General features: G+C 63.8%; 21 protein-coding genes. 12 read left to right on the plus strand and 9 right to left on the minus strand.

All coding sequences use genetic code 11. The features are described from left to right. The first annotated feature begins 89 nt into the window (after positions 1-89). From AB4Y43_RS29065 to AB4Y43_RS29090, 6 genes are all read left to right on the plus strand, one after another. Positions 90-1,196 carry an AI-2E family transporter gene (locus tag AB4Y43_RS29065; RefSeq protein WP_342950051.1) on the plus strand — a complete coding sequence of 369 codons (1,107 nt, stop codon included), beginning with the start codon at positions 90-92 and terminating at the stop codon, positions 1,194-1,196. Positions 1,197-1,272: 76 nt separating this feature from the next. Beyond that, entirely contained in the window at positions 1,273-2,790 is a 1,518-nt protein-coding gene (locus AB4Y43_RS29070) for a TolC family protein (protein ID WP_342950133.1), read from the plus strand. Beyond that, the gene (locus tag AB4Y43_RS29075) at positions 2,787-3,905 is read left to right on the plus strand and encodes an HlyD family secretion protein (protein WP_368729379.1); all 1,119 of its coding nucleotides are present in this window, start codon (positions 2,787-2,789) and stop codon (positions 3,903-3,905) included. The genes AB4Y43_RS29070 and AB4Y43_RS29075 overlap by 4 nt, the downstream gene beginning before the upstream one ends. 9 nt (positions 3,906-3,914) lie before the next feature. Next, entirely contained in the window at positions 3,915-4,961 is a 1,047-nt protein-coding gene (locus tag AB4Y43_RS29080) for a DUF2955 domain-containing protein (protein WP_342950053.1), read from the plus strand. Then, complete coding sequence (locus tag AB4Y43_RS29085; RefSeq protein ID WP_342950054.1) at positions 4,958-5,116, plus strand: hypothetical protein; 159 nt, start codon at positions 4,958-4,960, stop codon at positions 5,114-5,116. The genes AB4Y43_RS29080 and AB4Y43_RS29085 overlap by 4 nt, the downstream gene beginning before the upstream one ends. A gap of 122 nt (positions 5,117-5,238) precedes the next feature. Continuing rightward, positions 5,239-6,171: a hypothetical protein gene (locus AB4Y43_RS29090; RefSeq protein ID WP_083245448.1), complete on the plus strand. Its 933-nt coding sequence runs from the start codon at positions 5,239-5,241 to the stop codon at positions 6,169-6,171. A 260-nt stretch (positions 6,172-6,431) separates the two neighbouring features. Here the strand turns inward: AB4Y43_RS29090 and AB4Y43_RS29095 are convergent, their stop codons facing one another. Continuing rightward, positions 6,432-7,208 carry an NAD(P)H-dependent oxidoreductase gene (locus tag AB4Y43_RS29095; protein WP_342950055.1) on the minus strand — a complete coding sequence of 259 codons (777 nt, stop codon included), beginning with the start codon at positions 7,206-7,208 and terminating at the stop codon, positions 6,432-6,434. Between the two features lie 84 nt (positions 7,209-7,292). On the opposite strand from AB4Y43_RS29095, the gene AB4Y43_RS29100 reads away from it, so the two are divergent. The 3 genes from AB4Y43_RS29100 (at position 7,293) to AB4Y43_RS29110 (ending at position 10,534) form a co-directional block, all read left to right on the plus strand. Continuing rightward, positions 7,293-8,189 (plus strand): LysR family transcriptional regulator, encoded by an 897-nt coding sequence (locus tag AB4Y43_RS29100; RefSeq protein WP_342950056.1) that lies wholly within the window; start codon positions 7,293-7,295, stop codon positions 8,187-8,189. Positions 8,190-8,802: 613 nt separating this feature from the next. Continuing rightward, positions 8,803-9,420, plus strand: a complete 618-nt coding sequence (locus AB4Y43_RS29105) for a LysE family translocator (protein WP_342950057.1) — start codon at positions 8,803-8,805, stop codon at positions 9,418-9,420. 256 nt (positions 9,421-9,676) lie between these two features. After that, positions 9,677-10,534, plus strand: a complete 858-nt coding sequence (locus AB4Y43_RS29110; protein WP_342950134.1) for an MBL fold metallo-hydrolase — start codon at positions 9,677-9,679, stop codon at positions 10,532-10,534. A 211-nt stretch (positions 10,535-10,745) separates the two neighbouring features. Here AB4Y43_RS29110 and AB4Y43_RS29115 read toward each other — a convergent pair whose 3' ends face one another. After that, the gene (locus tag AB4Y43_RS29115) at positions 10,746-11,651 is read right to left on the minus strand and encodes a LysR family transcriptional regulator (RefSeq protein WP_368729380.1); all 906 of its coding nucleotides are present in this window, start codon (positions 11,649-11,651) and stop codon (positions 10,746-10,748) included. Positions 11,652-11,743: 92 nt separating this feature from the next. On the opposite strand from AB4Y43_RS29115, the gene AB4Y43_RS29120 reads away from it, so the two are divergent. Beyond that, positions 11,744-13,105, plus strand: coding sequence for a carboxymuconolactone decarboxylase family protein (locus tag AB4Y43_RS29120; RefSeq protein ID WP_368729381.1), 1,362 nt, complete (start codon positions 11,744-11,746; stop codon positions 13,103-13,105). 288 nt (positions 13,106-13,393) lie between these two features. Next, entirely contained in the window at positions 13,394-13,786 is a 393-nt protein-coding gene (locus AB4Y43_RS29125) for a hypothetical protein (protein WP_368729382.1), read from the plus strand. A 117-nt stretch (positions 13,787-13,903) separates the two neighbouring features. On the opposite strand, the gene AB4Y43_RS29130 is transcribed toward AB4Y43_RS29125, so the two are convergent. The 7 genes from AB4Y43_RS29130 to AB4Y43_RS29160 form a co-directional block, all read right to left on the minus strand. Continuing rightward, positions 13,904-15,142 (minus strand): acyl-CoA dehydrogenase family protein, encoded by a 1,239-nt coding sequence (locus AB4Y43_RS29130; RefSeq protein ID WP_342950061.1) that lies wholly within the window; start codon positions 15,140-15,142, stop codon positions 13,904-13,906. 69 nt (positions 15,143-15,211) lie between these two features. Further along, a complete protein-coding gene (locus AB4Y43_RS29135; protein WP_342950062.1) occupies positions 15,212-15,976 on the minus strand; it encodes an SDR family oxidoreductase in 765 nt (254 codons plus the stop codon). 46 nt (positions 15,977-16,022) lie between these two features. Beyond that, on the minus strand, positions 16,023-17,042 hold the full coding sequence (locus tag AB4Y43_RS29140; RefSeq protein WP_342950063.1) for a phosphotransferase: 1,020 nt from the start codon (positions 17,040-17,042) through the stop codon (positions 16,023-16,025). Positions 17,043-17,064: 22 nt separating this feature from the next. After that, positions 17,065-17,739 carry a histidine phosphatase family protein gene (locus tag AB4Y43_RS29145; RefSeq protein WP_342950064.1) on the minus strand — a complete coding sequence of 225 codons (675 nt, stop codon included), beginning with the start codon at positions 17,737-17,739 and terminating at the stop codon, positions 17,065-17,067. Between the two features lie 95 nt (positions 17,740-17,834). After that, a complete protein-coding gene (locus AB4Y43_RS29150) occupies positions 17,835-18,734 on the minus strand; it encodes a LysR family transcriptional regulator (RefSeq protein WP_069266806.1) in 900 nt (299 codons plus the stop codon). 73 nt (positions 18,735-18,807) lie between these two features. Further along, positions 18,808-19,575, minus strand: coding sequence for a class II aldolase/adducin family protein (locus tag AB4Y43_RS29155; protein ID WP_069266807.1), 768 nt, complete (start codon positions 19,573-19,575; stop codon positions 18,808-18,810). 131 nt (positions 19,576-19,706) lie between these two features. Then, positions 19,707-20,624 carry a LysR family transcriptional regulator gene (locus tag AB4Y43_RS29160; protein ID WP_342950065.1) on the minus strand — a complete coding sequence of 306 codons (918 nt, stop codon included), beginning with the start codon at positions 20,622-20,624 and terminating at the stop codon, positions 19,707-19,709. A 115-nt stretch (positions 20,625-20,739) separates the two neighbouring features. Here AB4Y43_RS29160 and AB4Y43_RS29165 point away from each other — a divergent pair, with 115 nt between their 5' ends. Next, positions 20,740-21,552 (plus strand): alpha/beta hydrolase, encoded by an 813-nt coding sequence (locus tag AB4Y43_RS29165; protein ID WP_342950066.1) that lies wholly within the window; start codon positions 20,740-20,742, stop codon positions 21,550-21,552. Positions 21,553-21,604: the final 52 nt, after the last annotated feature.

Genomic DNA, 21,604 nt, shown 5'->3' on the forward strand with positions numbered 1-21,604 from the left:
TACCTGGAATTCCGGCGGGCCTCGCCGGAACGCGATAGGAGCCTGGGCGCGTCTGGATTGCACGCCCGGTCAGCGAGGAGACACAAACGATGCTGCTGCCCACTAGATCAACGCCGAAGGCGCAGTCCCGGGATTTGCTCGATGTCCTGATTCGCGCCGCGCTCATTGCCGTCCTGGCGATGTTCTGCTTTCGCATCTTCGCCCCGTTCCTCGACCTCATGGTGTGGTCCGTGATTCTCGCGGTCACGCTATATCCGCTGCAAACGAAGCTGCAGCGCAGCTTCCCTCACAAGGATGGACTCATCGCCACGCTCATCATTCTCCTGGCGTTCGCCGTGATCCTCGCACCCACCTGGCTGCTCGGTGTCGCCGTCGCCGATTCGATCGAACATGCCATGAGCGTCGCGAAGGGCGGCACGTTTCATATCCCGCCTCCCGCCGACTCGATCGCTCACTGGCCAATCGTCGGTCAGCGCGTATACGACTTCTGGATGCAGGCGTCGACCGACATCGCCGGTCTCGTGCAGCGGTTCGCGCCGCAACTGAAGGCGGCTGGCCTTGCGCTGCTCGGCACGATCACCGGGCTTGGCGCCGCGCTGCTGATTTTCTTCGTAGCCCTGATCGTTGCGGGCATTCTCATGGCCCACGGCGAGTCAGGCTATCGCAGTACGGTGCAGATCGCGTCGCGCGTTTCCGGCCCGGAAAACGGCCCGCAAATCGCCGACCTTTGCACTGCCACGATTCGCGCCGTCGCCCAGGGCGTGGTGGGCATCGCGTTCATCCAGATGGTGTTGATCGGCGTCGGCTTTATCGTGATGGGCATTCCCGGCGCAGGCCTGCTCGCGCTGGCCGTGCTGCTGATCGGCATCATGCAGCTGCCCGCCACCCTCATTACCGTGCCCGTCATTATCTTCGTGATCATGACGCAGGGCGTGAGCACGGCGACCATCGTCTTCGCCGTTTACGAGTTCGTCGCCGGTCTCGCCGACAATGTACTCAAGCCGCTGCTGCTTGGCCGCGGCGTGGCCGTGCCGATGCCCGTGGTGCTCATCGGCGCGATTGGCGGCATGGTCACGGGCGGCGTAGTCGGCCTTTTCATCGGCCCGGTGATGCTCGCCGTCGGCTATCAACTGTTCTGGCGCTGGGTGAAAGACCAGCCGCAAGCCGAGCACGCACGAGAAGAACAGCAGGCTTGAGCCGCGAGGCCGCCCTGTGATCCTCTGCGAGCGCCCTTACTGGCTCCCGCTCGGCGCCTGCTGCCTGAGCACGCTAATGGGCGCGTGCATGCGCGTGGGCCCCGATTTTCAGCCGCAACGCGAAAGCTGGAGCGAACACTGGAGCAGCGCGTCGATCGAGCAGGTCACGTCGATCGCGGCACAAGCCAACGCGCAACCCGACGCGCGGCAATGGTGGCGTGTATTCGGAGACGAAAATCTCGAACAGCTGATTGCCGCGGCCGACGCGAACAACGGCGACCTGAAGATCGCCGCCTTGCGCGTGATCGAGGCGCGCGCCCAACTCGGCATCGCGCTCGCAGGGCGTTACCCGCAGGTGCAGCAGGCCAACGCCGACGTGCTGGCCTCGGCGCGCAAACGCCACGACGGTTTCGACCCGCGTTCGGGTGCGTACTTTCAGTACGGTCTTGGCTTCAGCATCGGCTGGGAGCTGGACTTCTGGGGGCGCTTCAGCCGCGCGATCGAATCGGCCGATGCCTCGTTCTTCGCCGCCCGGGACAACCGCGAGGACGCGCTCGTGCTCGTTCACGCGCAGGTCGCGGACACCTATTTCACGCTGCGCACGACCGAAGCGCGCCTGCGCATTGCGCGCGAAAACGCGCAACTGCAAAAGCGCAGCTACGAGATCACGCAAAAGCTCTTCAAGAGCGGCGAAACCGACGAGCTCGATCTCGAGCAGGCGAAAACCCAGTATCTCGGCACGCTGAGCAGCGTTCCCGTGTTCGAAAGCCAGATCGCGGTGGCGCGTCACGCGCTTAGCGTGCTCCTCGGGCGCCCCCCCGGCCCGCTGCCGGAGCTCGACGTGCAGCCGGCCAAGGCAGGCTTCGTCCCGCTCGTCGACCGTGCGGTGCTGCAGGACGTGCCCGCGAAGCTGTTGCTGCGCCGGCCGGACGTACGCGCCGCGGAGCAGCAGATGGCCGCGCAGTCGGCGTTGATCGGCGTGGCGAAGGCCGACCTGTATCCGTCCATTTCGCTCGTTGGCTCACTCGCCTGGAGCGCCAGTTCGCTTGCGGGCGCGCCGAGCACGCTTGGCGTGGCGGGCGGGCCGAGCATTACATGGAACCTGTTCGATCACGGCCTCATCACGAACAACGTGCGCGTGCAGGACGCCCGTCTGCAGCAATTGATCGTCGCGTATCAGGACACCGTGCGCGACGCGGCGCGCGAAGCCGACGACGCCGCAACGGCGCTGAACGCGGCGCTGCAACGCGACACGATCCTGCACGACGCGCAAGGCGCGGCGCAGCGCTCGCTCACGCTCGCCAATACGATCTATCGCGAAGGGTACTCGGACTTCCAGCGCGTGCTCGACGCGCAGCGCGCACTCTCCGCGCAGCAAGACGCGTTCGTCGTCAATCGCGGCAACGCCGTGAGCAGCCTGATTGCGCTGTACAAGGCCGTGGACGGCGGCTGGGATCTCGATCAGCCGCTCATCGATCCCGCGACCCGCGCCCAGATGCAGCGACGCACGGACTGGGGCGACCTGCTCGACGAACCGGCGTCGCCCGCTGCCGCGCAGGGTGCCGGCAACCGACAGGGCGGTCCGACACGATGAGCAGCGCGTCCGAACCTTCGAACCCGCGCGAGACGCAGCCGGCTTCCGACCCCTCCGGCAAGGCGCTCAAGTGGATTGTCATCCTGATTGTCGTCAGCCTGATCTGGTATCTGCTTGCCGATCGCTTCACGCCTTATACGCAGCAGGCGCGCATCGCTGCCTACGTCGTGCCCGTTGCGGCTGAAGTGTCGGGACGCGTGACGCGCGTGCTCGTGCACAACAACCAGGAGGTCAACGCAGGCGACGTGCTGTTCGAAATCGACAGCGAGCAATACCGTATTGCCGCCGACCGCGCGCGCGCCGACCTCGAATCGACGCGGCGGCAAATCGGCGCGAGCACGGCAGGCGTCGAGTCGGCGCAAGCCTCATTGCGCGCGGCCCTCGCCAACGAGGTCAAGGCGCGCCAGGACAGCGACCGGCTCGAACGGCTGTACCGCGAAGACGAGGGCACGGTCTCGCTGCGGCGGCTCGAAGTGGCGCGCGCGACGCACGAGCAGGCGCAAAGCCAGGTCGAAGCGGCCCGGGCCGAAGTCGAACGCGCACGCGAACAGCAAGGCGGCAACGAAGCGGAGAACGCCCAGTTGCGCAGCGCGGCGGGCGCGCTCGAAAAGGCCGAACTCGATCTCGCCAACACGCGTATTCGCGCGCGCCCGGCCGGCGTCATCACCGACCTGCGCACGGAAGTCGGCCAGTTCGCGGCCGCGGGCAATCCGGTCATGACGCTGATTGCCATTCACGATGTCTGGGTCAGCGCGGACATGACGGAGAACAATCTGGGCCGGCTCCATACGGGCACGCCCGTCGCCATCGCGCTGGACGCGCTGCCGGGCGAAGTGTTCGCCGGACGCATCCGCAGCATCGGCTATGGCGTGAGCGTGGGACAGAGCACACCGCCCGGCACCTTGCCGACCGTGCAGAATAGCCGCGATTGGCTGCGGCCCGCGCAACGCTTTCCCGTAATCGTCGAGTTCGACAGCGACGAGCGCGCACGGCTGCGTAACGTTCGCGTGGGCGGGCAGGCGGAAGTGATGGCGTTTCCGAGCGCCGGCAACCCGCTCAATCCGCTCGGCCGCGTGTTCCTGCGCGCGATGAGCTGGCTCTCCTACGTCTACTGAGGGGCACCCATGCAAACGAGCCCATGGCTTCCCGGCCGCCGCGCGCTACGCGTGGCCTCCGGCACGGCGCTCACGCTTGTCATCAGCTTCGCGCTCGACTTTCCGATTCCGGTGATCGCGCCGGTGCTCGCCGTCTTTCTGCTGGCGACGCAGAACCGGCCGCTTTCGCTCAAGGCGGCGCTCGCTCTCGCCGTAGTCGTTGCGCTCACGACGGGCAGCGGCCTGCTGCTCGTCCCCGTTCTGCGCTATTACGCGTTCGGGGGCGTGTTGCTCGTCGGCCTCTGTCTCTTCCTGGCGTTCCGCGCCGGCCTGCGTGGCGGCAACAATCTCGTGGCGACATTCCTCGCGGCAGGCCTCACGATGATCAGCGCGGCAGGCGTGGCCGACCAGCAACTCGCGGCCACGGTGGTCGGCGCGCTCGTAAAGGGACTGCTGCTCGCGGTGCTCGTCTCGGTCCTGAGTCATGCGCTCTTTCCCGAGCCCGGCGCCGCGGGTGCGGGCGCCAAACCCGCCGCGCGCGTCATGCCGCCGGACGCAGCGTCGCGCATCGCCTTGCAGGCCGCGCTCGTGGTCATGCCCGCCTGGCTGCTGGCGATGAACGACCCCGCGAGCTACATGCCGATCATCATGAAGTCCGTGAGCCTCGGCAGGCAAACCTGCACCACGTCGGCACGCGGCGCAGCGCGCGAACTGCTCGGCTCCACGGCGCTCGGCGGACTGCTCGCCGTCGCGTTCTGGTTTGCGCTCAGGCTCTTCGTGAATATCTGGATGTTCTATCTCTGGATGCTGCTGTTCGGTCTGCTCGTGGCGCGCAAGCTATATCGCATCCGCCCTACGCGTTACTCGCCCGGCTTCTGGCTGAACAGTCTCGTCACCATGATCATTCTGCTGGGTCAGTCGGTCGAGGACAGCGTGGCGGGCAAGGACGTGTACCGCGCATTTGCCGTGCGCATGGCGCTCTTTCTCGCCGTCACCGCTTACGCGTGTCTGATGCTGCAGATAGTCGAGCGTTTCGCACGGCGCGGCGCAACCGCACTCAAGAGGAATACGCCATGAACGATGCGTCAACGAGCGCGGACCATGCCCCGAACGCACGCGATATTCTGCTGGAACCGGGGCGGCGCCTGCTTCTGGGCGGCCTGCTACTGCGCGGACTGGTCGGCGTGAAGGCGGCCTCACGCCATGCGCAATCGGGTGTGAGAAGGCTTTAAGCGAATTCGAGCAGGTGTAATCAGACCCAATCGGGCATCGGGACCCGGCAGGATCGAACATGACGAACACCACCGTCCATTGGCTGCAACTGCGCATCGCGCTAGTGAAGACTGGCGTGGCGATGCTCGCCGCAGTGCTGCCGTGGCATGCGCACGCGCAGAACGTACCGGGCCAGCTGTCGAACCAGACCGTGATAGGCGGCAACATCAAGCAGCATGCGGACGCCGTGCTGTCCATCATGACCTACACCACGGTGCCGGACGTCACCACCAGCTCGCTTTCGATCAACAACGGCACCACCGGCAACCCGGGCTTCGGGCAAACACAGCTAGGCGGTGGTTTCACGCTGAGCCGGTCGTTTCCGTTGTACATGGAAGGCACGATCGCCTATAGCCGCTACGACCCGACGTTCATCGCGACCGACGGAACCGAGACACGCGCTGTGCCCACCAGGTGGAATACCTTCAGCGGCACGGTGGGGCTTGGCTGGGACTTCCGCATCACCAACGAACTCGTGTTTCGCCCGATCATAAACGGCACGATTGGCCGTGTTTCCAGCGATCTGCGAATCGGACAAACGCTGTTCAACCATGTCACGGACAGCAATCTCCAGTTCCTCAATAACGGCTATCTGGACGCGTATGGCTACGGCGGCTCGCTCATGCTCGACTATGAGCACTACCGAGAAAACTACGAAATCGATGCAGAACTACGCGCGACCGATATCTACCTGCGCAGCTTCGGCGGGAGTTCTGAAGCCGTTCAGGGTTCTGCGATGGCACAGCAAGTGAGCCTCTGGACGCGCTGGCGCGCGCCGACGGGTTGGCACGCGCTCGACAAGCCGGTGCGCTACGTGCTGGAGTTCGCCTACTCGCATTACTTCGGTGACAGCGCCGGGGTGCTCGGCTTCAACGAACTCACTTCGCTGGGCGTGGGCCTGGAACTCGACAGCAGCGCGTATCCCGTCATCATTACCCGAACGCGGGCGATGGTCCGCTATGTGTTTGGCCACAACGTGCGCGGCGTGTCGTTCGGGCTGGCGGTCAGCTTTTAGGAATTCGAACGATGGATGCGTGAGGTAAATTACGATGAGTCCGAGAGGTGAGCGTCAACCACGTTCAACGGCAGGTTCCGCATCGAGGCGTCTCGCGCTCGCGGGCGTTTGGGCCTGTCTGCCGCCACTGGCGGGATGCCCTACTACGCGGCGCCACCGGGCACCGTGGTCATGACGCCCGCCAGCTACGACCGGCGCATGGGGCGCCAGGGGATCGTTTTCCGATTGAACGCGGGGCCCGCGAACGCCGCCCCACCCGCTTACGCAACGTGCGCGGCAAACCCCGTGCGTTCCGGCGCAACGTCCTCACGCAGCGTGAGTGCCGGAATGTCATACGCACCGCCATTTTGCTTGCGGAACGCGATCGGTTCGGTCTGCGCCAGCGCATCCAGGCGAGCGCCGAGCGCGTCGCGTATTTGCGCATAGCGCTCCTCGTCCATGCGCCCCGTGCGATACACGAGAAACGGCGGCAGCACGTCGTAGCCCGGGTAATAGAGCACGCCATGATGGATCGGAAACAGAATGTCGTCGATCGGGCCGTTCACGCCCCGAGGCCCGTAGTGCGACGCCCAGCCGCCCATCGTCACGACGAGCATCGCGCGCTTGCCGGCCAGCGTCCCTTCGCCGTAGCGGTCGCCCCAGCGCACGTCGGAGTGCTCGCCCACGCCATAGGCGAAGCCGTACGCGAAAACACGCTCCACCCAGCCCTTGAGGATGGCAGGCATGGAGAACCACCAGAGCGGAAATTGCAGGATGAGCGTATCGGCCCACAAGAGTTTGGTCTGCTCCTGCGCGATGTCCCCGGTCTGGAGGCCGTTCTCGAAAGCGTGCTTCGAATCGAGCGACGGATCAAACGGCGTGTCGCTCCGGCGTTCGACGCTGTCCTGAGCGTCGAGCGCCGCTTTCCAGTTCATGGCATAGAGGTCGGACACCTGAACGGCGTGCCCCGCCGCCTCGAGACGCCGCACGGTGAAATCTCTGAGCGCGCCGTTGAGCGACTTCGGCTCGGGATGCGCATAGACGAGCAGGATATTCATGGGGCGGGCTCCGTGATGTGGTACGAACCCAGCTTAGTTGCCCGGCTGCTATAGTGAAAATGAATAACGAGAATACCAGCCATTATGTCCGCTAATTTACGCAGCCTCGACCTCAACCTGCTCGTCACGCTCGACGTGCTGCTCGCCGAGCACAACGTCACGCGCGCGGCGCGGCGCCTGAACTTCTCGCAACCGTCGGTTAGCGTGCATCTCGCGCGGCTGCGCGAGATATTGGGCGATCCACTGCTGCTGCCAGGCCCACGCGGCATGCAGCCTACGGCACGCGCGCTCGCCTTGCGCGAACCCCTGCGCGAGGCACTCGAGTCGCTCGAGCGCGCCATTGCGCCCGAGAGCCCGTTCGATCCCGCCAGCGCCCACGATACCTGGTGCGTGGCCGCGAGCGACTATGGCGAGTCCACCATCGCGTTGCCAGCGCTGCGCGGCTTGCGCGAGGCCGCGCCGCATACGCGCCTTGCCGTGGTGGAACTCGCGCCGGCGCGCGTCGCGAAGCAGGCGGCGCAGGGCGAAATCGATCTGGCCTTCCATACCACCAGCGACGCACCCGAGAACCTGCGCCGACGCGCGCTCTTCACCGAGCGCTACGTGCTCGCGGGCCGCGCGGACCATCCGCGCCTCAAGCGCCGTCCGGGCGTCAAGCAGTTCTGCGCACTGGAGCACGTCATCGTCTCGCCCGATGGCGGCGGATTTCGCGGCATCACCGACGAAACGCTTTCACAAGCCGGACTCACGCGGCGCGTCGTGCTCTCCGTTCCGCACTTCCTCTTTGTCATTTCCGTACTCGAACGCAGCGACCTGGTAGCGATGCTGCCGTGGCGGCTCGTGCGCGAAAGCACGGCACTGCGCGTGGTCGAACCGCCTGTCGAGGTACCCGGCTACGAAATGTGCATGCTCTGGCACGAGCGCTCGCATCGCGACCCCGCGCATCGCTGGCTGCGCGAGCAAATCGCCCTCGCTGTTTAACTGCGTGAGACGGACAGACGCCGAAGAGAACAACACGATGTCACCCAGTCGCGCACGCCGGCGCCTGAAAAGCCGGTGCGCGATATCGCTAGCAAACCTGTCGCGTAGGCGCTCGCGTCAGCCAGCATGTCAATGGCATCGGCGAGTCATCCGCTGGAGCCAGGGGACATTGTCACGACTGCAAGATAAGGAAGCCCTAAGAATCATTCCCTAAGCTCGCCACAGGGAATTCATAAGTCGAAGCGCATTCTGCGCCGTCCCATAGGGCTACACACTTCCCTGGTCGGGCAAGGGTGAACTCGCAGGAACTGATGAATGAGCCATGTAGATGCGAGCAGACCGGCAACGCTGACGCGCATTGCGCGCGCATCCGCACCGGCTAGTCGTGAAAGGAAATGGAAAGGCAGGATTCACGTATGTCGGTTCAGGTCGTATGGGCACGGGCTGGACGGCGAACCGCACTTTCAATGCGTTGAATGCGGCGTGTTTATGGTGCGTGGCGTCCTGTATGGCCCAGATTGACTCCCCTTGATGTTCCGCAGCCCATGCGGCCAACAGCGGGCAGTCGTGAATTGCTTCAGAATACTGGCTGGCCAATTCACTGAGGCTACAAATGGTTAATTCGTCTGCTATTGCGACAGTCTTTTCCGTCTATGCGGCAGCTGTCGTCATACCTGGGCCGAACTTCGTCGCAATCACTCAGAAGGCGGTAGCCGGCAGACGCTCCGACGCGCTCGCGCTTGTCGCCGGGATCGTGACGGTGAATCTGTTCTGGGCGACTTGCGCCATTCTTGGTATCGGCATGGTGTTCGCTATTTTCCCGTGGCTCGCTGTCGGTATCAGGCTTGCTGGCGCGGCCTATCTGATCTGGTTCGGGGTGCGGCTCATTGTGTCGGCACGGGCAACCCCCTCCGAAACACGTCACCCAACGAAGGTGCCCCTGTTTCGTGCCGCGTTCCTGCAAGGTATCGCGACAAATATCGCGAACCCGAAGTCCATCGCCTTTTATGCGGCGGTGTTTTCCTCAGCGGTGCCCACGCACGTCCCCATGCCGACGTTTTTCGCGATGCTTGCTACCGTCGGTACAACAGCGACGTGCTGGTACGGAGCAGTCGCGCTCGTCCTATCGCACGCGGCGATTGCGACGGCGTATCGACGCGCGAAGTCATGGATCGACCTCACATGTGGTGGGCTCATGATTGCGCTGGGAATCCGGCAGGCATTTCGGTAAGCGAAGAGATGAAGTCGTTGGTCCGCAAGGGCGGGTGTTTCTTTTCTGAGAGCGAGCAGCAAGCAAGACAGCAGGGTCGCCCTCTGGCACCTTCGCAGGCGGCCCCAATACCGTGCAATAACGGTTAGTCAAGAGGTGAAGCGCTACAAAGGTCGCGGCTCCGACTTCCTCCCGTTGCTCCGGTCGTGTCCTTGTGGTTGAAAGGTCTATGATGGGACTGTGAGCTTGCCATGCGTTGTCAGGACCCGAGCATCGAATGAAGCCACCACGTAATACCGACTCCGCCCCAGGGGAGTGGTACATCGACACAGCGTGCATCAATTGCGGTGCATCGCGTCATGTCGCGCCTGGGCTGATCGTCGAGCGAAACGACAAAAGTATCTTCGTTCGCCAGCCCGGCACGCCGGAAGAGCAGCTTGCTGCCTGGCGGGCGGCGTTCGTATGCCCAACGGCATCGGTACGCAGCGAAACGAAGCAGCTTCGTCCGAACGCGGTGATCTTTCCGCAGCAAATCACATCGGGCGTGTGGCGCTGTGGATTCAACTCACGCTCATCGTTTGGTGCACATTCGTATTTTGCCTCGCGCGCTGACGGCAATCTGCTGATCGACTCACCGCGCTACACGGCCGAGCTCGTCAAATGGTTCGACGACGCCGGTGGCATCGCACACATTCTTTTGTCGCATCGCGACGACGTCGCAGACGCGGACAAATACGCGCGCCGATTCGGCGCGCGCGTCTGGATTCACCGGGAGGACAGCTCGGCTGCCCCCTATGCAACCGATCTACTCGACGACGTGTCGGCGCCGACCATTGCGGCCGGCGTACAGGCAGTCCCCGTGCCCGGTCACACGCGGGGTAGCGTCGTGTATCTCCTCGACGATCGCATTCTCTGCTCCGGTGATTCGCTTGCCTGGAGCCCACGCGAGCAGGACCTCGTCGCATTCAGGGACGCGTGCTGGTACTCATGGGCCGAGCTCACCGAATCGCTCGGCAAGCTCGCCATGTATCGTTTCGAATGGCTGCTTCCTGGTCACGGCTGGCTCGCACACTTGCCGGCCAAGGAAATGAATGCTCGCCTGGTCGCATTAGTTGCACGCATGCGAAACGGTTGAATCCGCCGCCAGTTCCGGACACTCGATCGCCAGGTGCACTTCACCGCGAAGCAGACGTTCGCGAGAGCTCTCTCTACTCGCTAGAAGCGCTCGGCGCACCAGCACACGACGTCTTCCTTATCCGGCACACGGTTTTCCCAGGTCCACTGGGCGCCGCCCCAGCGCCAGAAGCGACACAGGACGAACGGCACGGCCGTGGCTATTCCATGCCCTAAGGGAGCAACGCCATTTTGCGCCGCACGATGCGTAACAACGCATCCAACTCTGATGCGTGTTGCGCATTCCCGTAGGCGAGGCCGAATCCGATCCAGAATTCCCCTTCCTTGAGCGGCCTGAAAGTCGCACCGGCGCGCCGCACCTTCGTCATCGACTTCGGTATGAAGCCGATGCCCCGTCCGCTTGCCACTTCGGCCAGCAGGAGGTGGTGATCCGCGGGTTCCGTCAGTCTGCGGCTCGGCGCATGTCCGAGCTTCGCGAACACTTCCTCGTAGTGATCGAAGAATCCGGGATTTGTTCGGCGCTGCGGCCAGAACAGGGGTTGGTCATTCAACTGCGCGATCGACAGAACTTTGTGCCGCGCGAGCGGATGCCGCACGGGGATTACCGCGACCAGCGGCTCTTTGTGCAGCGGTTCAACCACAAGCTCCCCTGTTGCGCTGGGCAGTCCGATCAAGGCGACATCGAGCGCGCCACGCTGCAGGCGCCGGATAAGCTCGACGGAAATGGCGGCAACGAAAGCCAGCGACCCGCCAGGAACCGCTTTCTTGAAGGCAGGCTCGAGGGAAGGAAAGACCTCCGGGTCGAAGACCTTGGTATAACCGACCCTGAACTGCCGGGGCGTTCCCTTCGAATGCCGTCGTGCGGTTTCGATCGCCTCTGCGGCTTGAAGCAGCGTCTTCCTTGCCCCCTTCAGGAATGCGCTGCCCGCCGTCGTAAGATCCGCGCCCGCCGAATCGCGATTGAGCAACGTCACCCCGAGTTCGCTCTCGAGCTGTTTGATCTGGCGGCTTAGAGGCGGTTGTGACATGTGCAGTCGTTCGGCCGCGGCGCGGAAGGTGCCTTCCTCCGCCACTGCAACGAAGCACTCCAACTGGCGTAGATCGATTCGTATCCTCATGCAGAAAAGGTATCACGAATTTGGTCTTGGCCCATTGCATCTTCCTGCCCGTATGCTTCGTTCCACCGACTTCGAGAAGGAGCAAATCAGACATGGATACGTACAAGCGCAGGGACTTTCTGCAGAGGATCGCCGCAGCCGGAACGCTGGCAGCGGCCGAAGGCGAAACACCGATGAATGGATCTACGGCTCAGACAGGCATGACGGCCTTGTTGGATGCTTCCGCTGGCGAAACCAGTGCAGAACGTCATTCCCGGGGTATCGAGGTGCTGAAGAGGATCGGTGGCGCGGGCTATGGTATCCCGGTCCACCGTCTGGCGCAGGTTGCCCCGGATTTGGCACGATTCACGGTTGAATTTGCCTATGGAGACATCCTGTCGCGGCCGGGGCTGGATCTGCGCCTTCGCCAGATCGCCACCGTTGCCGCGCTGATGGCCCATGGCAGCGTGCAGCCGCAGCTGAAATATCACATGACCGGCTTCCTCAATACCGGCGGAGAGCCGGCAGAACTGGTCGAAATGCTGTTCCAGGCGATTGCCATCCTGGGGTTTCCGGTCTCGATCAACGCCGTGGGCATCGTTCGCGAGATCTTTCTGGAGCGCGGTCTGGCTTTCGATCCGATAGCCCCAGTGTCCGACGACGGCACTGCGCGATATCAGCGGGGTCTCGAGGTGCTCGACGACTTGATGGCTAATCCTGATGAGTACATGGAAAAGCTGGAAGGCACTTCACCCGAGCTCTCCCGCTGGGCGGTCGAGTTCGTGTTCGGTGAGATCTTCGTTCGCGAGGGACTCGATCCAAAGGCAAGACAGATCGCGATCATCTCGATGCTTGCGGCAGCTGGCAATCGCAGCGATCTGCTCCACCTTCATATCGAAGCCGGGCTCAAGTCGGGCCTGTCCCGCACCGAGATCACCGAAGCCCTGATGCAACTGGCCGTCTATGCCGGGTTCCCGAGCGCTTTAAATGCCTTTGGGGTTGCGAACGCCGTCTTCACGAAGCCGGAGCAGAAAGAGAAAGAACGAGCAGGCGGCCGGGTACGCGCGAATGCCATCGTCTCCGAAACTCGCAAGGCTCGCAGCGAACGCGGATTGGCGACACTTGCCACGACTTCTGCCCAGGCGGGCGAGGCCGTGGTCAACAGCTTCAACGACCTGGCCCCGGATATCGGCCGCGCGATCGTCGAGCACTCCTACGGCGACATCTTCAGCCTTACCGGGCTCGACGCGAAGACGCGCGAGCTTGCCGCATGCTCGGCGCTCGCCGCGGTGGGAAGCAAAGCGACGGAGACGCCGCTGCGGGTCCATGCGAATGCGGCGCTGACGGCGGGAGCGACGCAGGCGGAAATCGTCGAAACGCTGCTAAACGTCATTCCCTATCGCGGATATCCCGCAGTCGCGGAAAGCATGCGTATCGTCGGCGAGGAATTCAGAAAACGCAGCGATCACGCCTGAAAAGCGGCGGGAGAACGGCAACGAATGCCACGCGCTTTGGATACGCGGCCGGCCCGAAGGCAGCACGACCGGTATCGGGAACAGAGCTAGCGGGCGTACGAGCCGCGTGGTTGTAGAAGACTGAAGTAGACGCTCTAATTGCCTGAATTTCGGCTTTGCTCCGATTCGATGTCCGGTTCTGGGAGCGGTCTACGTCGGCTCAGGGTCGGTCATCGGGCCGCTGCGCAAGCGACGTCAAGGTCCTACCGTAAAATGGCGCCCATGAACATGGAACCAGCGGATCCCCCAATGCTCAGTGAAACCGAACTGCGTGAGCAGTATGCGAACCTCCAGCAGCGCGCGCTGAACCTCGGCTCACATGCGCAGTCACGCATTGACCAGCTCACCGCGGCAATGCAGTTGCCACCGACGCAACATACCGATGCGTATTTGCACGCGCTGCAGGGCGCGACAGATGACGCGAGGGTGGCCGTCCTGAGTTATCGCCGTGGGTTGCCCTTCGTCGAAACGGCCAACTCGCTGATCGAAAGCCTCGCGAAGCCTTCCCCGTCTGCCGACGAGGAGGAGGAATGGCGCGAACAGTTGCTGTTCAGGCTCGCCGAGGTGCTGGAGATGGGCGCCGACTTGATCGCTGAAGGCGAAGCGCACCTCGAGCGCAGCGCGCGCGCTGAAATCGAGTGATCGCCCTACGTAGGCGCCCCGGTGTCTAACTGGATGAGTTCAGTCACAGCAACGGTCAATTGCTGAGGAAACGCGATCGCTGCTGGGCGCGTCCCAAAGCGATCGCGAGCCCCTTCGCTAACGCGTCAGGTAAGGACTCTCATGGCCCGGCTCATACGGCCGCGCCTTGATCTCCATGCGCGCAATGCTCTGGAGATGCACCTCATCCGGGCCATCCGCGAACTTCAATGCACGCCCCCAGGTCCAGCTGTCCGCCAGCGGCGTATCAGGGCTCAGCCCCATCGCGCCGAAGGTCTGCATCGCGCGCTCGCATACGGCGGTGTGCACGCTCGGCACGAGTGCCTTGATCATGGCGATTTCCTTGCGCGCCTCCTTCGCACCCACGTTGTCGATCATCCAGGCCGCCTTCAGCACGAAGAGCCTTGCCTGATCGATTTCGATGCGTGACTTCGCGATCCACTCGCCAACGCAGCCGTGCTGATAGAGCTTCTTGCCGAATGCCGTGCGCGCCTGCGCGCGTTCGATCATCAGTTCAAGCGCAAGTTCGGCGGCGCCGATCGAACGCATGCAGTGGTGAATGCGCCCCGGTCCCAGACGCGCCTGGGCGAGCGCGAAGCCGCTGCCTTCTTCGCCGAGCAGATTCGAACGCGGCACGCGCACGCCCTTGAATTCGATCTCGCAGTGACCTTCGGGCGCCGTATGATTGACCACCGTGATATTGCGGATGATCTTCACGCCCGGCGTGTCGCGCCGCACGAGAATCATGCTTTGCTGACGGTGCGCGGGCGCCTCCGGGTCGGTTTTGCCCATGACGATGAACAACTGGCAGTTCGGGTGCGCCGCGTTCGTGATGAACCATTTGCGGCCGTCGATCACATAGTCGTCGCCGTCGAGTCGAATCGACGTGGTGATATTGGTCGCGTCCGAGGACGCCACTGCGGGCTCCGTCATCGCAAACGCCGAGCGGATCTTGCCTTCGAGCAGCGGCTCGAGCCACTTCTTGCGCTGCGCGGGCGTGGCGAACATATGGAGCAACTCCATGTTGCCCGTGTCCGGCGCATTGCAGTTGAACACTTCGGATGCCCACGACACGCGCCCCATGATCTCGGCCAGCGGCGCGTACTCGAGATTGGTCAACCGCGTGCCCGGCTCGTCGTCGCGCAGATGCGGCAGGAACAGGTTCCAGAGGCCTTCGGCACGCGCCTTCTCCTTCAGGTCTTCCATGAAGGAAACGGGGTACTGCCCCGCGCTCACTTCTTCATGCCATTGGTGGATGCGCGGCACGATATGCGTGTCCATGAACGCGCGCAACTGCGTGCGCAGCGCTTCGACTTTCGGGCTATAGGCAAAGTCCATCTTGCTCTTCCTTGAATCGTGGTGAATGTCATGCGGCGCGTAGGTCGATGACGCGCGCCGCTCCCATCGTCAAACCGTCAGGCCGCCGTCCACGACGATGCACTCGCCGTTGGTATAGCTCGCCGCGTCGGAGACGAGATAGAGCACGGTGCCGGCCATCTCGCGCGGCTCCGCATGGCGGCGCAGCGGAATCTTCGTCATCCAGCTTTCGTACATGGCCTGGTCTGCGAACAAGGCTCCGGCAAATTTCGTTTTGGTAAGACCCGGTAGCAGCGCATTCACGCGAATGCCGAGCGGGCCGCACTCCTTGGCGAATGCCCGCGTCATGTTGACTACAGCGGCCTTGGTGATCGAGTAGATGCCCTGTTTGTCGCCTGGCTGCAGCGCGTTGACGGAAGCCGTGTTAACGATCGCGCCGCCGCCGTGCTCGCGCATCAGCTTGCCCGCCTCGACCGACATGAAGAAGTAGCCACGCAGATTGACCTCCGCCGTCTTTTCGAAGGACGAAAGATCGGTGTCGAGAATGTGGCCGAAGTATGGGTTCGCCGCCGCGTTGTTCACGAGGATGTCCAGCCGGCCATGTTTCGAGCGAATGTGCTGGAAAACGCCTTGAATGTCGTCGAGACGCCCCACGTGGCACGGATACGCCTCGGCGCTGCCGCCCGCTTCCCGGATGCCGCGCGCCACGGCTTCGCAATCGTCGAGCTTGCGGCTCGACACGATCACATGGGCGCCCTGCTCCGCCAGCAGCTTCGCAATCTCTTCGCCAATGCCACGGCTGGCGCCAGTCACCAACGCAATTTTTCCGTTCAGATCGAACAAATTAGTAGTCACAATTGTCTCCTCAATGTATTCGCGTATCCGCGTCAAACGCCAGGCGTCAGGTGACGTCGACGCCCATCTTCGCGAGCGCGCCGGCCATTTCACCGACCTGGCGCGCCCTCTCATGCGATGCGTTGCCGCCCAGCGCGCGCTTCTTCACGCCCTGCGCGATCGCAGCGAGCCGGAAGAAGCTGAACGCGAGATAAAAATTCCAGTTCCCGATCGATCCGATTCCCCGCAAGCCGCAATACCGCTCGACGATCGCGGCCTCGTCCGGCACCCCAAGCGCCGCCCGGTCCACGCCAGCAAGACCGCCGATATGGCCTTTCGGCGGCAGCCGCAGGCACATGCAGAAGTACGCGAGGTCGGCGAGCGGATTGCCGAGCGTGGAGAGTTCCCAGTCGAGCACGGCGCGAACCTTCGGCGTGCCGCGGTGGAAGATGAGGTTGTCGATGCGAAAGTCGCCGTGCACGAGCGAAGGCTTGCCCGCTTCGGCCGGACAATGCGCCGGCAGCCAGTCGATCAGCGCTTCCATGGCGTCGAGGTCGTCGGTCTGCGCCGCGCGATATTGCTTCGTCCAGACTTCGATCTGTCGTGAGAAGTAGTTGCCCGCGCGGCCGTAGTCGGCGAGGCCAACAGCCTCGACGTCCACATCGTGCAAAGCCGCCATCGTGCCGATCAGCGCGTCGTACAGGGCGCCGCGCTCTCCAACGGGCAGCGCGGGCAACGCTGGATCCCAATAGATTTCGCCCTCTTCGAAACTCATCACGTAGAACAGGCTGCCGATCACGTCGCGGTCCTCGCAAAGATGCAAGGCCCGCGCAACAGGAACCGATGTATCGCCGAGCGCGCTCAGCACGCGGAATTCGCGGTCCACGGCATGCGCGGACTTGAGCAGTTCGCCGGGCGGCTGACGCCGCAGCACATAGCGGCCGCTTTGCGCCTCGAGAAGAAACGTGGGGTTCGATTGCCCGCCGGCGAACTTCTCGACGACCATCGGCCCCTGAAAGCCGGGTACGTGCGCGGTCAGATAGCGCGCGAGTGCATCGACATCGAACTGAAGACTTGCATTCATCATGGAGCGGGAATCCGGATTCGAATCAGCCATAGGTGACGAGTTCGCGCCTCTCGGCCTGTTCGAGATGCGGCAAGGTGTTGAAGGTGACCAGCGACATCGCGCTGTCGTTGAAGACGTACTGGCTCACGCTGCTGTTGCGGATCTGCATGTTGAGCGCGATGGCGGCCGCAGCCGGCGCCTGCAGAACCTGCTGGGTAAACACCGCGATCGGTCCGCCCGAACTCACCACCAGAATGCGCTTGCCGCCGCTGCGCTGAATGGCGAGACGCGCACGCTCGCAGCGCGCCTGAAACTGCCCCCAGGTCTCGGGAATGCGTCCGGGCAGCTTGTCTTCGGACCAGAGCTGCAAGACCTGCTTGAGCCCCTTGTAGAAGGGCTTCATCGAGCCTTCGGCCAGGAGGCCGGGCGCCAGACCGCTCTCGCCGAGCGCGGAAAAGAGGGCGTGAAAATCGTACTCGTTCAGATCCGCGTCCTGCACGACCTCCACTGTCGCGCCGCCCATCGCGGTGAGCAAGGCGTCGGCGGTTTGCGCGTGCCGCCGCATCGTACCGGTCACGACGCGATCGAACGTCAGGGCCGCCTGCGCGCAATATTCGCCCAGCCAGCGCGACTGGGTAACGCCGGAAGAGGAAAGCTCGTCATAGTTTTCCGCGCCGAATGACGCCTGCCCGTGCCGTACCAGGTAGAGTTCCGCCATGCCAACCTCGTCTGGACATGACGCAAACGATACCGGGACACTGGCTATTCAGGAAATTTATTCTGGTGATACCGCGCCATAACGATTCGTGACAGCTACGGACGCTGCTTGCGCATGAGACGGCCGATCTGCTCGCGCAGCCAGCGATGGGCCGGATCGGTCGTGACGCTGCGGTGCCAGTAGCCATGCGTCTCGAGATCGGGGAGATCGAACGGCAGCGCCAGGATGCGCGCGTCATAGCGCTTGAGCAACATGAGCGGCGCAGTCAGGACGAGATCGGTGCGCATCGCGATCAGGGGCGCGACGAGATAATGCTGAACGCGGGTCTGGATGGTGCGCCGAAGTCCCAGCTTGTTGAGTTCGGTGTCGACGAGACCAGGTCCCTGCCGGCGGCTGGACACATGGATATGGCCGAAGCGCAGGTAGTCGTCGATCGTGAGCTTCTTCTTCGCGAACGGATGGCCCTCGCGCAGCATGCACGCGTAACGGTCGCGGCCCATCGGTTCCTGCTCCAGGTACGGATCGTCGATGAGCGGCGCGTCGATCGCCAGATGGACCGCGCCGCTCGCCAGCGCTTCCGGCACGTCGCGGCGCGTCGTGAAGTAGCTCTCGATGCGGATGCCCGGCGCAAGACGCTGCAACACCTCTTCCAGCGCAGGAAGCAGCATGGTCTCGGTCAGATCGTTCATGCTGAGCCGGAAGGTTCGCTGCGACGAGGCCGGATCGAAGCGTTCACCGGCATGGGTGCTCGAATCGAGCAACTGCAGTGCCTCGCGCACGCGCCCGATGATGTTTTCGGAAACGGGCGTGGGCATCATGCCCGCCGGCGTGCTCACGAACAGCGGATCGTCGAATGCCTTGCGCATGCGCGCCAGCGCGTTGCTCACGGCGGGCTGCGTGATGAAGAGCAACTCCGCCGCACGCGTAAGGTTGCGCGTTCGATAGACGGCCTCGAACACGACGAAGAGATTCAGATCGACTTTGGATGGGCGCATGGTCCCGAGCCTAACCGGCCCATCGCAATGCCGTCAATCGAGGGCGTGATCGGGCATCGCGTCGCCTCGAACGTCAGTCCGCATACCCCGGATAGGCTCGATCGAGCCGGCGCAGCAGACCGGGCCAGACGAGCGCCCCTGGCATGACGCCCCGCGTCACTGCCACGATCTGCTGCCTGAAGCCGTCGAGAATGGGCTGCGCGATTGGCGTGAGCTTTGCGCCGCCCGACTGCGCGCGCACCTGGATCATGCAGGCCGCCTCGAAGAAGTACATCGCGACAAAGGCGTCCGCCGGCGTGCTTCCGACGGTCAGCAGCCCGTGGTTACGCAACATCAGATACATTTTGTCGCCGAGGTCTCGAACCAGACGCGGCTTTTCGGCTTCGTTCAGCGCAAGGCCTTCATAGTCGTGGTACCCGAGCGACGCCAACACCCCGAGCGACTGCTGCGAGAGCGGCAGCAGTCCCGCCTCCTGGGCCGACACGGCCACGCCGTTGATCGAATGCGTGTGCATCACGCAATGCGCGTCGTCACGCGCCGCATGCACGGCGCTATGGATCGTGAAGCCAGCGGGATTGATGTCGTACGGCGACTCGCTCACCTTGCGGCCATCGAGGTCGATCTTCACCAGCGAGGACGCCGTGATTTCCTCGAACATCATGCCGTACGGGTTGATCAGGAAATGATGCTCCGGGCCGGGCACGCGCGCCGAGATGTGGGTAAACACCAGATCGTCCCAGCCGAACAACGCTGTGAGGCGATAAGCAGCTGCCAGATTGACGCGCGCCTCCCATTCGGCGGGTGACACGTCGTTCTTGACATTGACACAGGGTGAAGCCATGTCGACGCTCCTTGGTTGGTTTGGTGAACACCAGAGAGTCCTCATGATGCGTGCGAACTCCCCGAAAGATTGTCGGCCAGGCGACAACTCCATTCAACCGCGGCCGGCACATGCCATTCGATACTGCTCGCCTAAGGCACCGCCTTGCGATCCCACGGCGGTTCGTCGCCAAACGTCTCGGCGAGGTAATCGACGAACCGGCGCACCTTGAGCGGTATGCGCCGCACGCCAGGATACACAGCCTGAATCGCCAGTTCCGTCGCGCGATAGTCTGGCAGCAGCGCCACCAGTTCGCCGCGCCTGAGGTGCTCGCCGAACACGAAGGTCGGACCATAGGCGATGCCGGCACCCGCGAGCGCCGCGCCGAGCAGCATCTGCGTATTGTTGGCCGCCAGCCGGCACGGCCCGTCGATGACGTGTGCGCGGTGGCGCGCATCGAGCAACGTCCAGTCGCCCACCGACACCGCCTCGCTGAAGGCGAGGCGCTGCGCGCGCCGCAACTCGTCGGGAGTGCGCGGCGTGCCATGGCGCTCGAGATACGCGGGCGACGCACACACGACCATCCGGCACGCTGCGAGCCGGCGCATTACGAGTCCCGGTTCCTGCAGCCGTCCGATCCGGATCGCGACATCGACGCCCGCATCGATGAGATCCACGTAGCGGTCCCCCAGCAGCACCTCCACATTCACGTCCGGATGATCCTCCAGATAGCGCGCGACGACTCCGCCCAGATGCATCGCGCCGAACGTCACCGGCGCGGCGACGCGCAGCACGCCGCGCGCCGTGCCCTGCGAATCGCTTGCCTCCCGATTCGCTTCGTCGAACGCTTCGAGAATCCGCTTGCAGCGCTCGTAGTAGGTGCGGCCGACATCGGTCAGGCTCAGGCGCCGGGTCGTTCGCTGAAGCAGCCGCGCATTCAGTGCGGCCTCGATTGCGCTCACGTGCTTGCCGGCCATCGCGGCCGACAGCCCGAAGCGCCGCGCCGCCGCGGCGAGGCTACCCTCCTCTACGGCGGCGACAAAGACGCCAAGGCTCGTCAGTCGGTCCATTGGTTCCTCCAATTCGATTGTCCGATTATCGACTGACGACACTGCAACGGCAATTATCGAACCCAAGGATTGAATCTACCATGCATCCATCACCCAATCGGGAAGGAGCCTGGCAATGGAAATCAAGTCGAACGGCACACGGATTCACGTCAAGGAGCAAGGCAACGGCGAGCTGGCGCTGGTGTGCCTGCACTACTACGGCGGCTCGTCGCGCACATGGGACGATGTAGCGAGCGAACTGTCCGACCGGTATCGGATCGTAGCCACCGATCACCGCGGCTGGGGCGATTCCGAGGCGCCGGCTGACGGCTACCGCATCGCCGATCTCGCCGCAGATGCCGAGGGTGTCATCGAGGCGCTGGGCCTGCAGCGCTACGTGCTTGTCGGGCATTCAATGGGCGGCAAGGTCGCGCAACTGATCGCATCGCGCCGGCCGGGCGGGCTCGAAGGTCTCGTGCTCGTGGCGCCTTCGCCGCCGTCGCCGATGGTCCTGTCGGACGAGCAGCGCGCGACGTTGACCGGCGCGTATCAATCGCGCGCATCGGTCGAATACGTCATCGACCACGTGCTGACCGCGAAATCGCTCGACGCCACCCGCCGCGAGCAAGTCATCGAGGACAGCCTGAAGGCCGCGCCGCAGGCCAAGGCGGCCTGGCCGAACGTAGCCATGGGCGAAGACATCACCGAGGCGGTGGCATCCGTCAACGTGCCGACCATCGTCATTTCAGGAGAACTCGACCAGGTCGATGGCGTGGCGACGCTGCAGGCGGAACTGCTGCCGCGCATCCCGCACGCGGCGTTGCACATCCTGCCCGGAACGGGACACTTGTCGCCGCTCGAAGCGCCCGCCGATGTGGCGCGGGTCATTGCGCGGTTCGTCGGCGCGAATATTCCCGCGCGACGCATTGACTCGAAAGCAGCGGAGTGAAGGGAATGGAACCCGGCGCAACTCGCCGGGTGCTCAGCCCGCGCCGCCATCA

The sequence above is a fragment of the Paraburkholderia sp. BR10872 genome (genome assembly GCF_040965835.1).
GTDB lineage: Bacteria > Pseudomonadota > Gammaproteobacteria > Burkholderiales > Burkholderiaceae > Paraburkholderia > Paraburkholderia nodosa_A.

Excerpts from the sequence above, each read along its gene's own strand:
- AB4Y43_RS29065 (WP_342950051.1), top strand. The coding sequence starts at position 90 with ATGCTGCTGCCCACTAGATCAACGCCGAAGGCGCAGTCCCGGGATTTG.
- AB4Y43_RS29070 (WP_342950133.1), top strand. The coding sequence starts at position 1,273 with ATGGGCGCGTGCATGCGCGTGGGCCCCGATTTTCAGCCGCAACGCGAA.
- AB4Y43_RS29075 (WP_368729379.1), top strand. The coding sequence starts at position 2,787 with ATGAGCAGCGCGTCCGAACCTTCGAACCCGCGCGAGACGCAGCCGGCT.
- AB4Y43_RS29080 (WP_342950053.1), top strand. The coding sequence starts at position 3,915 with ATGCAAACGAGCCCATGGCTTCCCGGCCGCCGCGCGCTACGCGTGGCC.
- AB4Y43_RS29085 (WP_342950054.1), top strand. The coding sequence starts at position 4,958 with ATGAACGATGCGTCAACGAGCGCGGACCATGCCCCGAACGCACGCGAT.
- AB4Y43_RS29090 (WP_083245448.1), top strand. The coding sequence starts at position 5,239 with ATGCTCGCCGCAGTGCTGCCGTGGCATGCGCACGCGCAGAACGTACCG.
- AB4Y43_RS29095 (WP_342950055.1), bottom strand. The coding sequence starts at position 7,208 with ATGAATATCCTGCTCGTCTATGCGCATCCCGAGCCGAAGTCGCTCAAC.
- AB4Y43_RS29100 (WP_342950056.1), top strand. The coding sequence starts at position 7,293 with ATGTCCGCTAATTTACGCAGCCTCGACCTCAACCTGCTCGTCACGCTC.
- AB4Y43_RS29105 (WP_342950057.1), top strand. The coding sequence starts at position 8,803 with ATGGTTAATTCGTCTGCTATTGCGACAGTCTTTTCCGTCTATGCGGCA.
- AB4Y43_RS29110 (WP_342950134.1), top strand. The coding sequence starts at position 9,677 with ATGAAGCCACCACGTAATACCGACTCCGCCCCAGGGGAGTGGTACATC.
- AB4Y43_RS29115 (WP_368729380.1), bottom strand. The coding sequence starts at position 11,651 with ATGAGGATACGAATCGATCTACGCCAGTTGGAGTGCTTCGTTGCAGTG.
- AB4Y43_RS29120 (WP_368729381.1), top strand. The coding sequence starts at position 11,744 with ATGGATACGTACAAGCGCAGGGACTTTCTGCAGAGGATCGCCGCAGCC.
- AB4Y43_RS29125 (WP_368729382.1), top strand. The coding sequence starts at position 13,394 with ATGCTCAGTGAAACCGAACTGCGTGAGCAGTATGCGAACCTCCAGCAG.
- AB4Y43_RS29130 (WP_342950061.1), bottom strand. The coding sequence starts at position 15,142 with ATGGACTTTGCCTATAGCCCGAAAGTCGAAGCGCTGCGCACGCAGTTG.
- AB4Y43_RS29140 (WP_342950063.1), bottom strand. The coding sequence starts at position 17,042 with ATGATGAATGCAAGTCTTCAGTTCGATGTCGATGCACTCGCGCGCTAT.
- AB4Y43_RS29145 (WP_342950064.1), bottom strand. The coding sequence starts at position 17,739 with ATGGCGGAACTCTACCTGGTACGGCACGGGCAGGCGTCATTCGGCGCG.
- AB4Y43_RS29150 (WP_069266806.1), bottom strand. The coding sequence starts at position 18,734 with ATGCGCCCATCCAAAGTCGATCTGAATCTCTTCGTCGTGTTCGAGGCC.
- AB4Y43_RS29155 (WP_069266807.1), bottom strand. The coding sequence starts at position 19,575 with ATGGCTTCACCCTGTGTCAATGTCAAGAACGACGTGTCACCCGCCGAA.
- AB4Y43_RS29160 (WP_342950065.1), bottom strand. The coding sequence starts at position 20,624 with ATGGACCGACTGACGAGCCTTGGCGTCTTTGTCGCCGCCGTAGAGGAG.
- AB4Y43_RS29165 (WP_342950066.1), top strand. The coding sequence starts at position 20,740 with ATGGAAATCAAGTCGAACGGCACACGGATTCACGTCAAGGAGCAAGGC.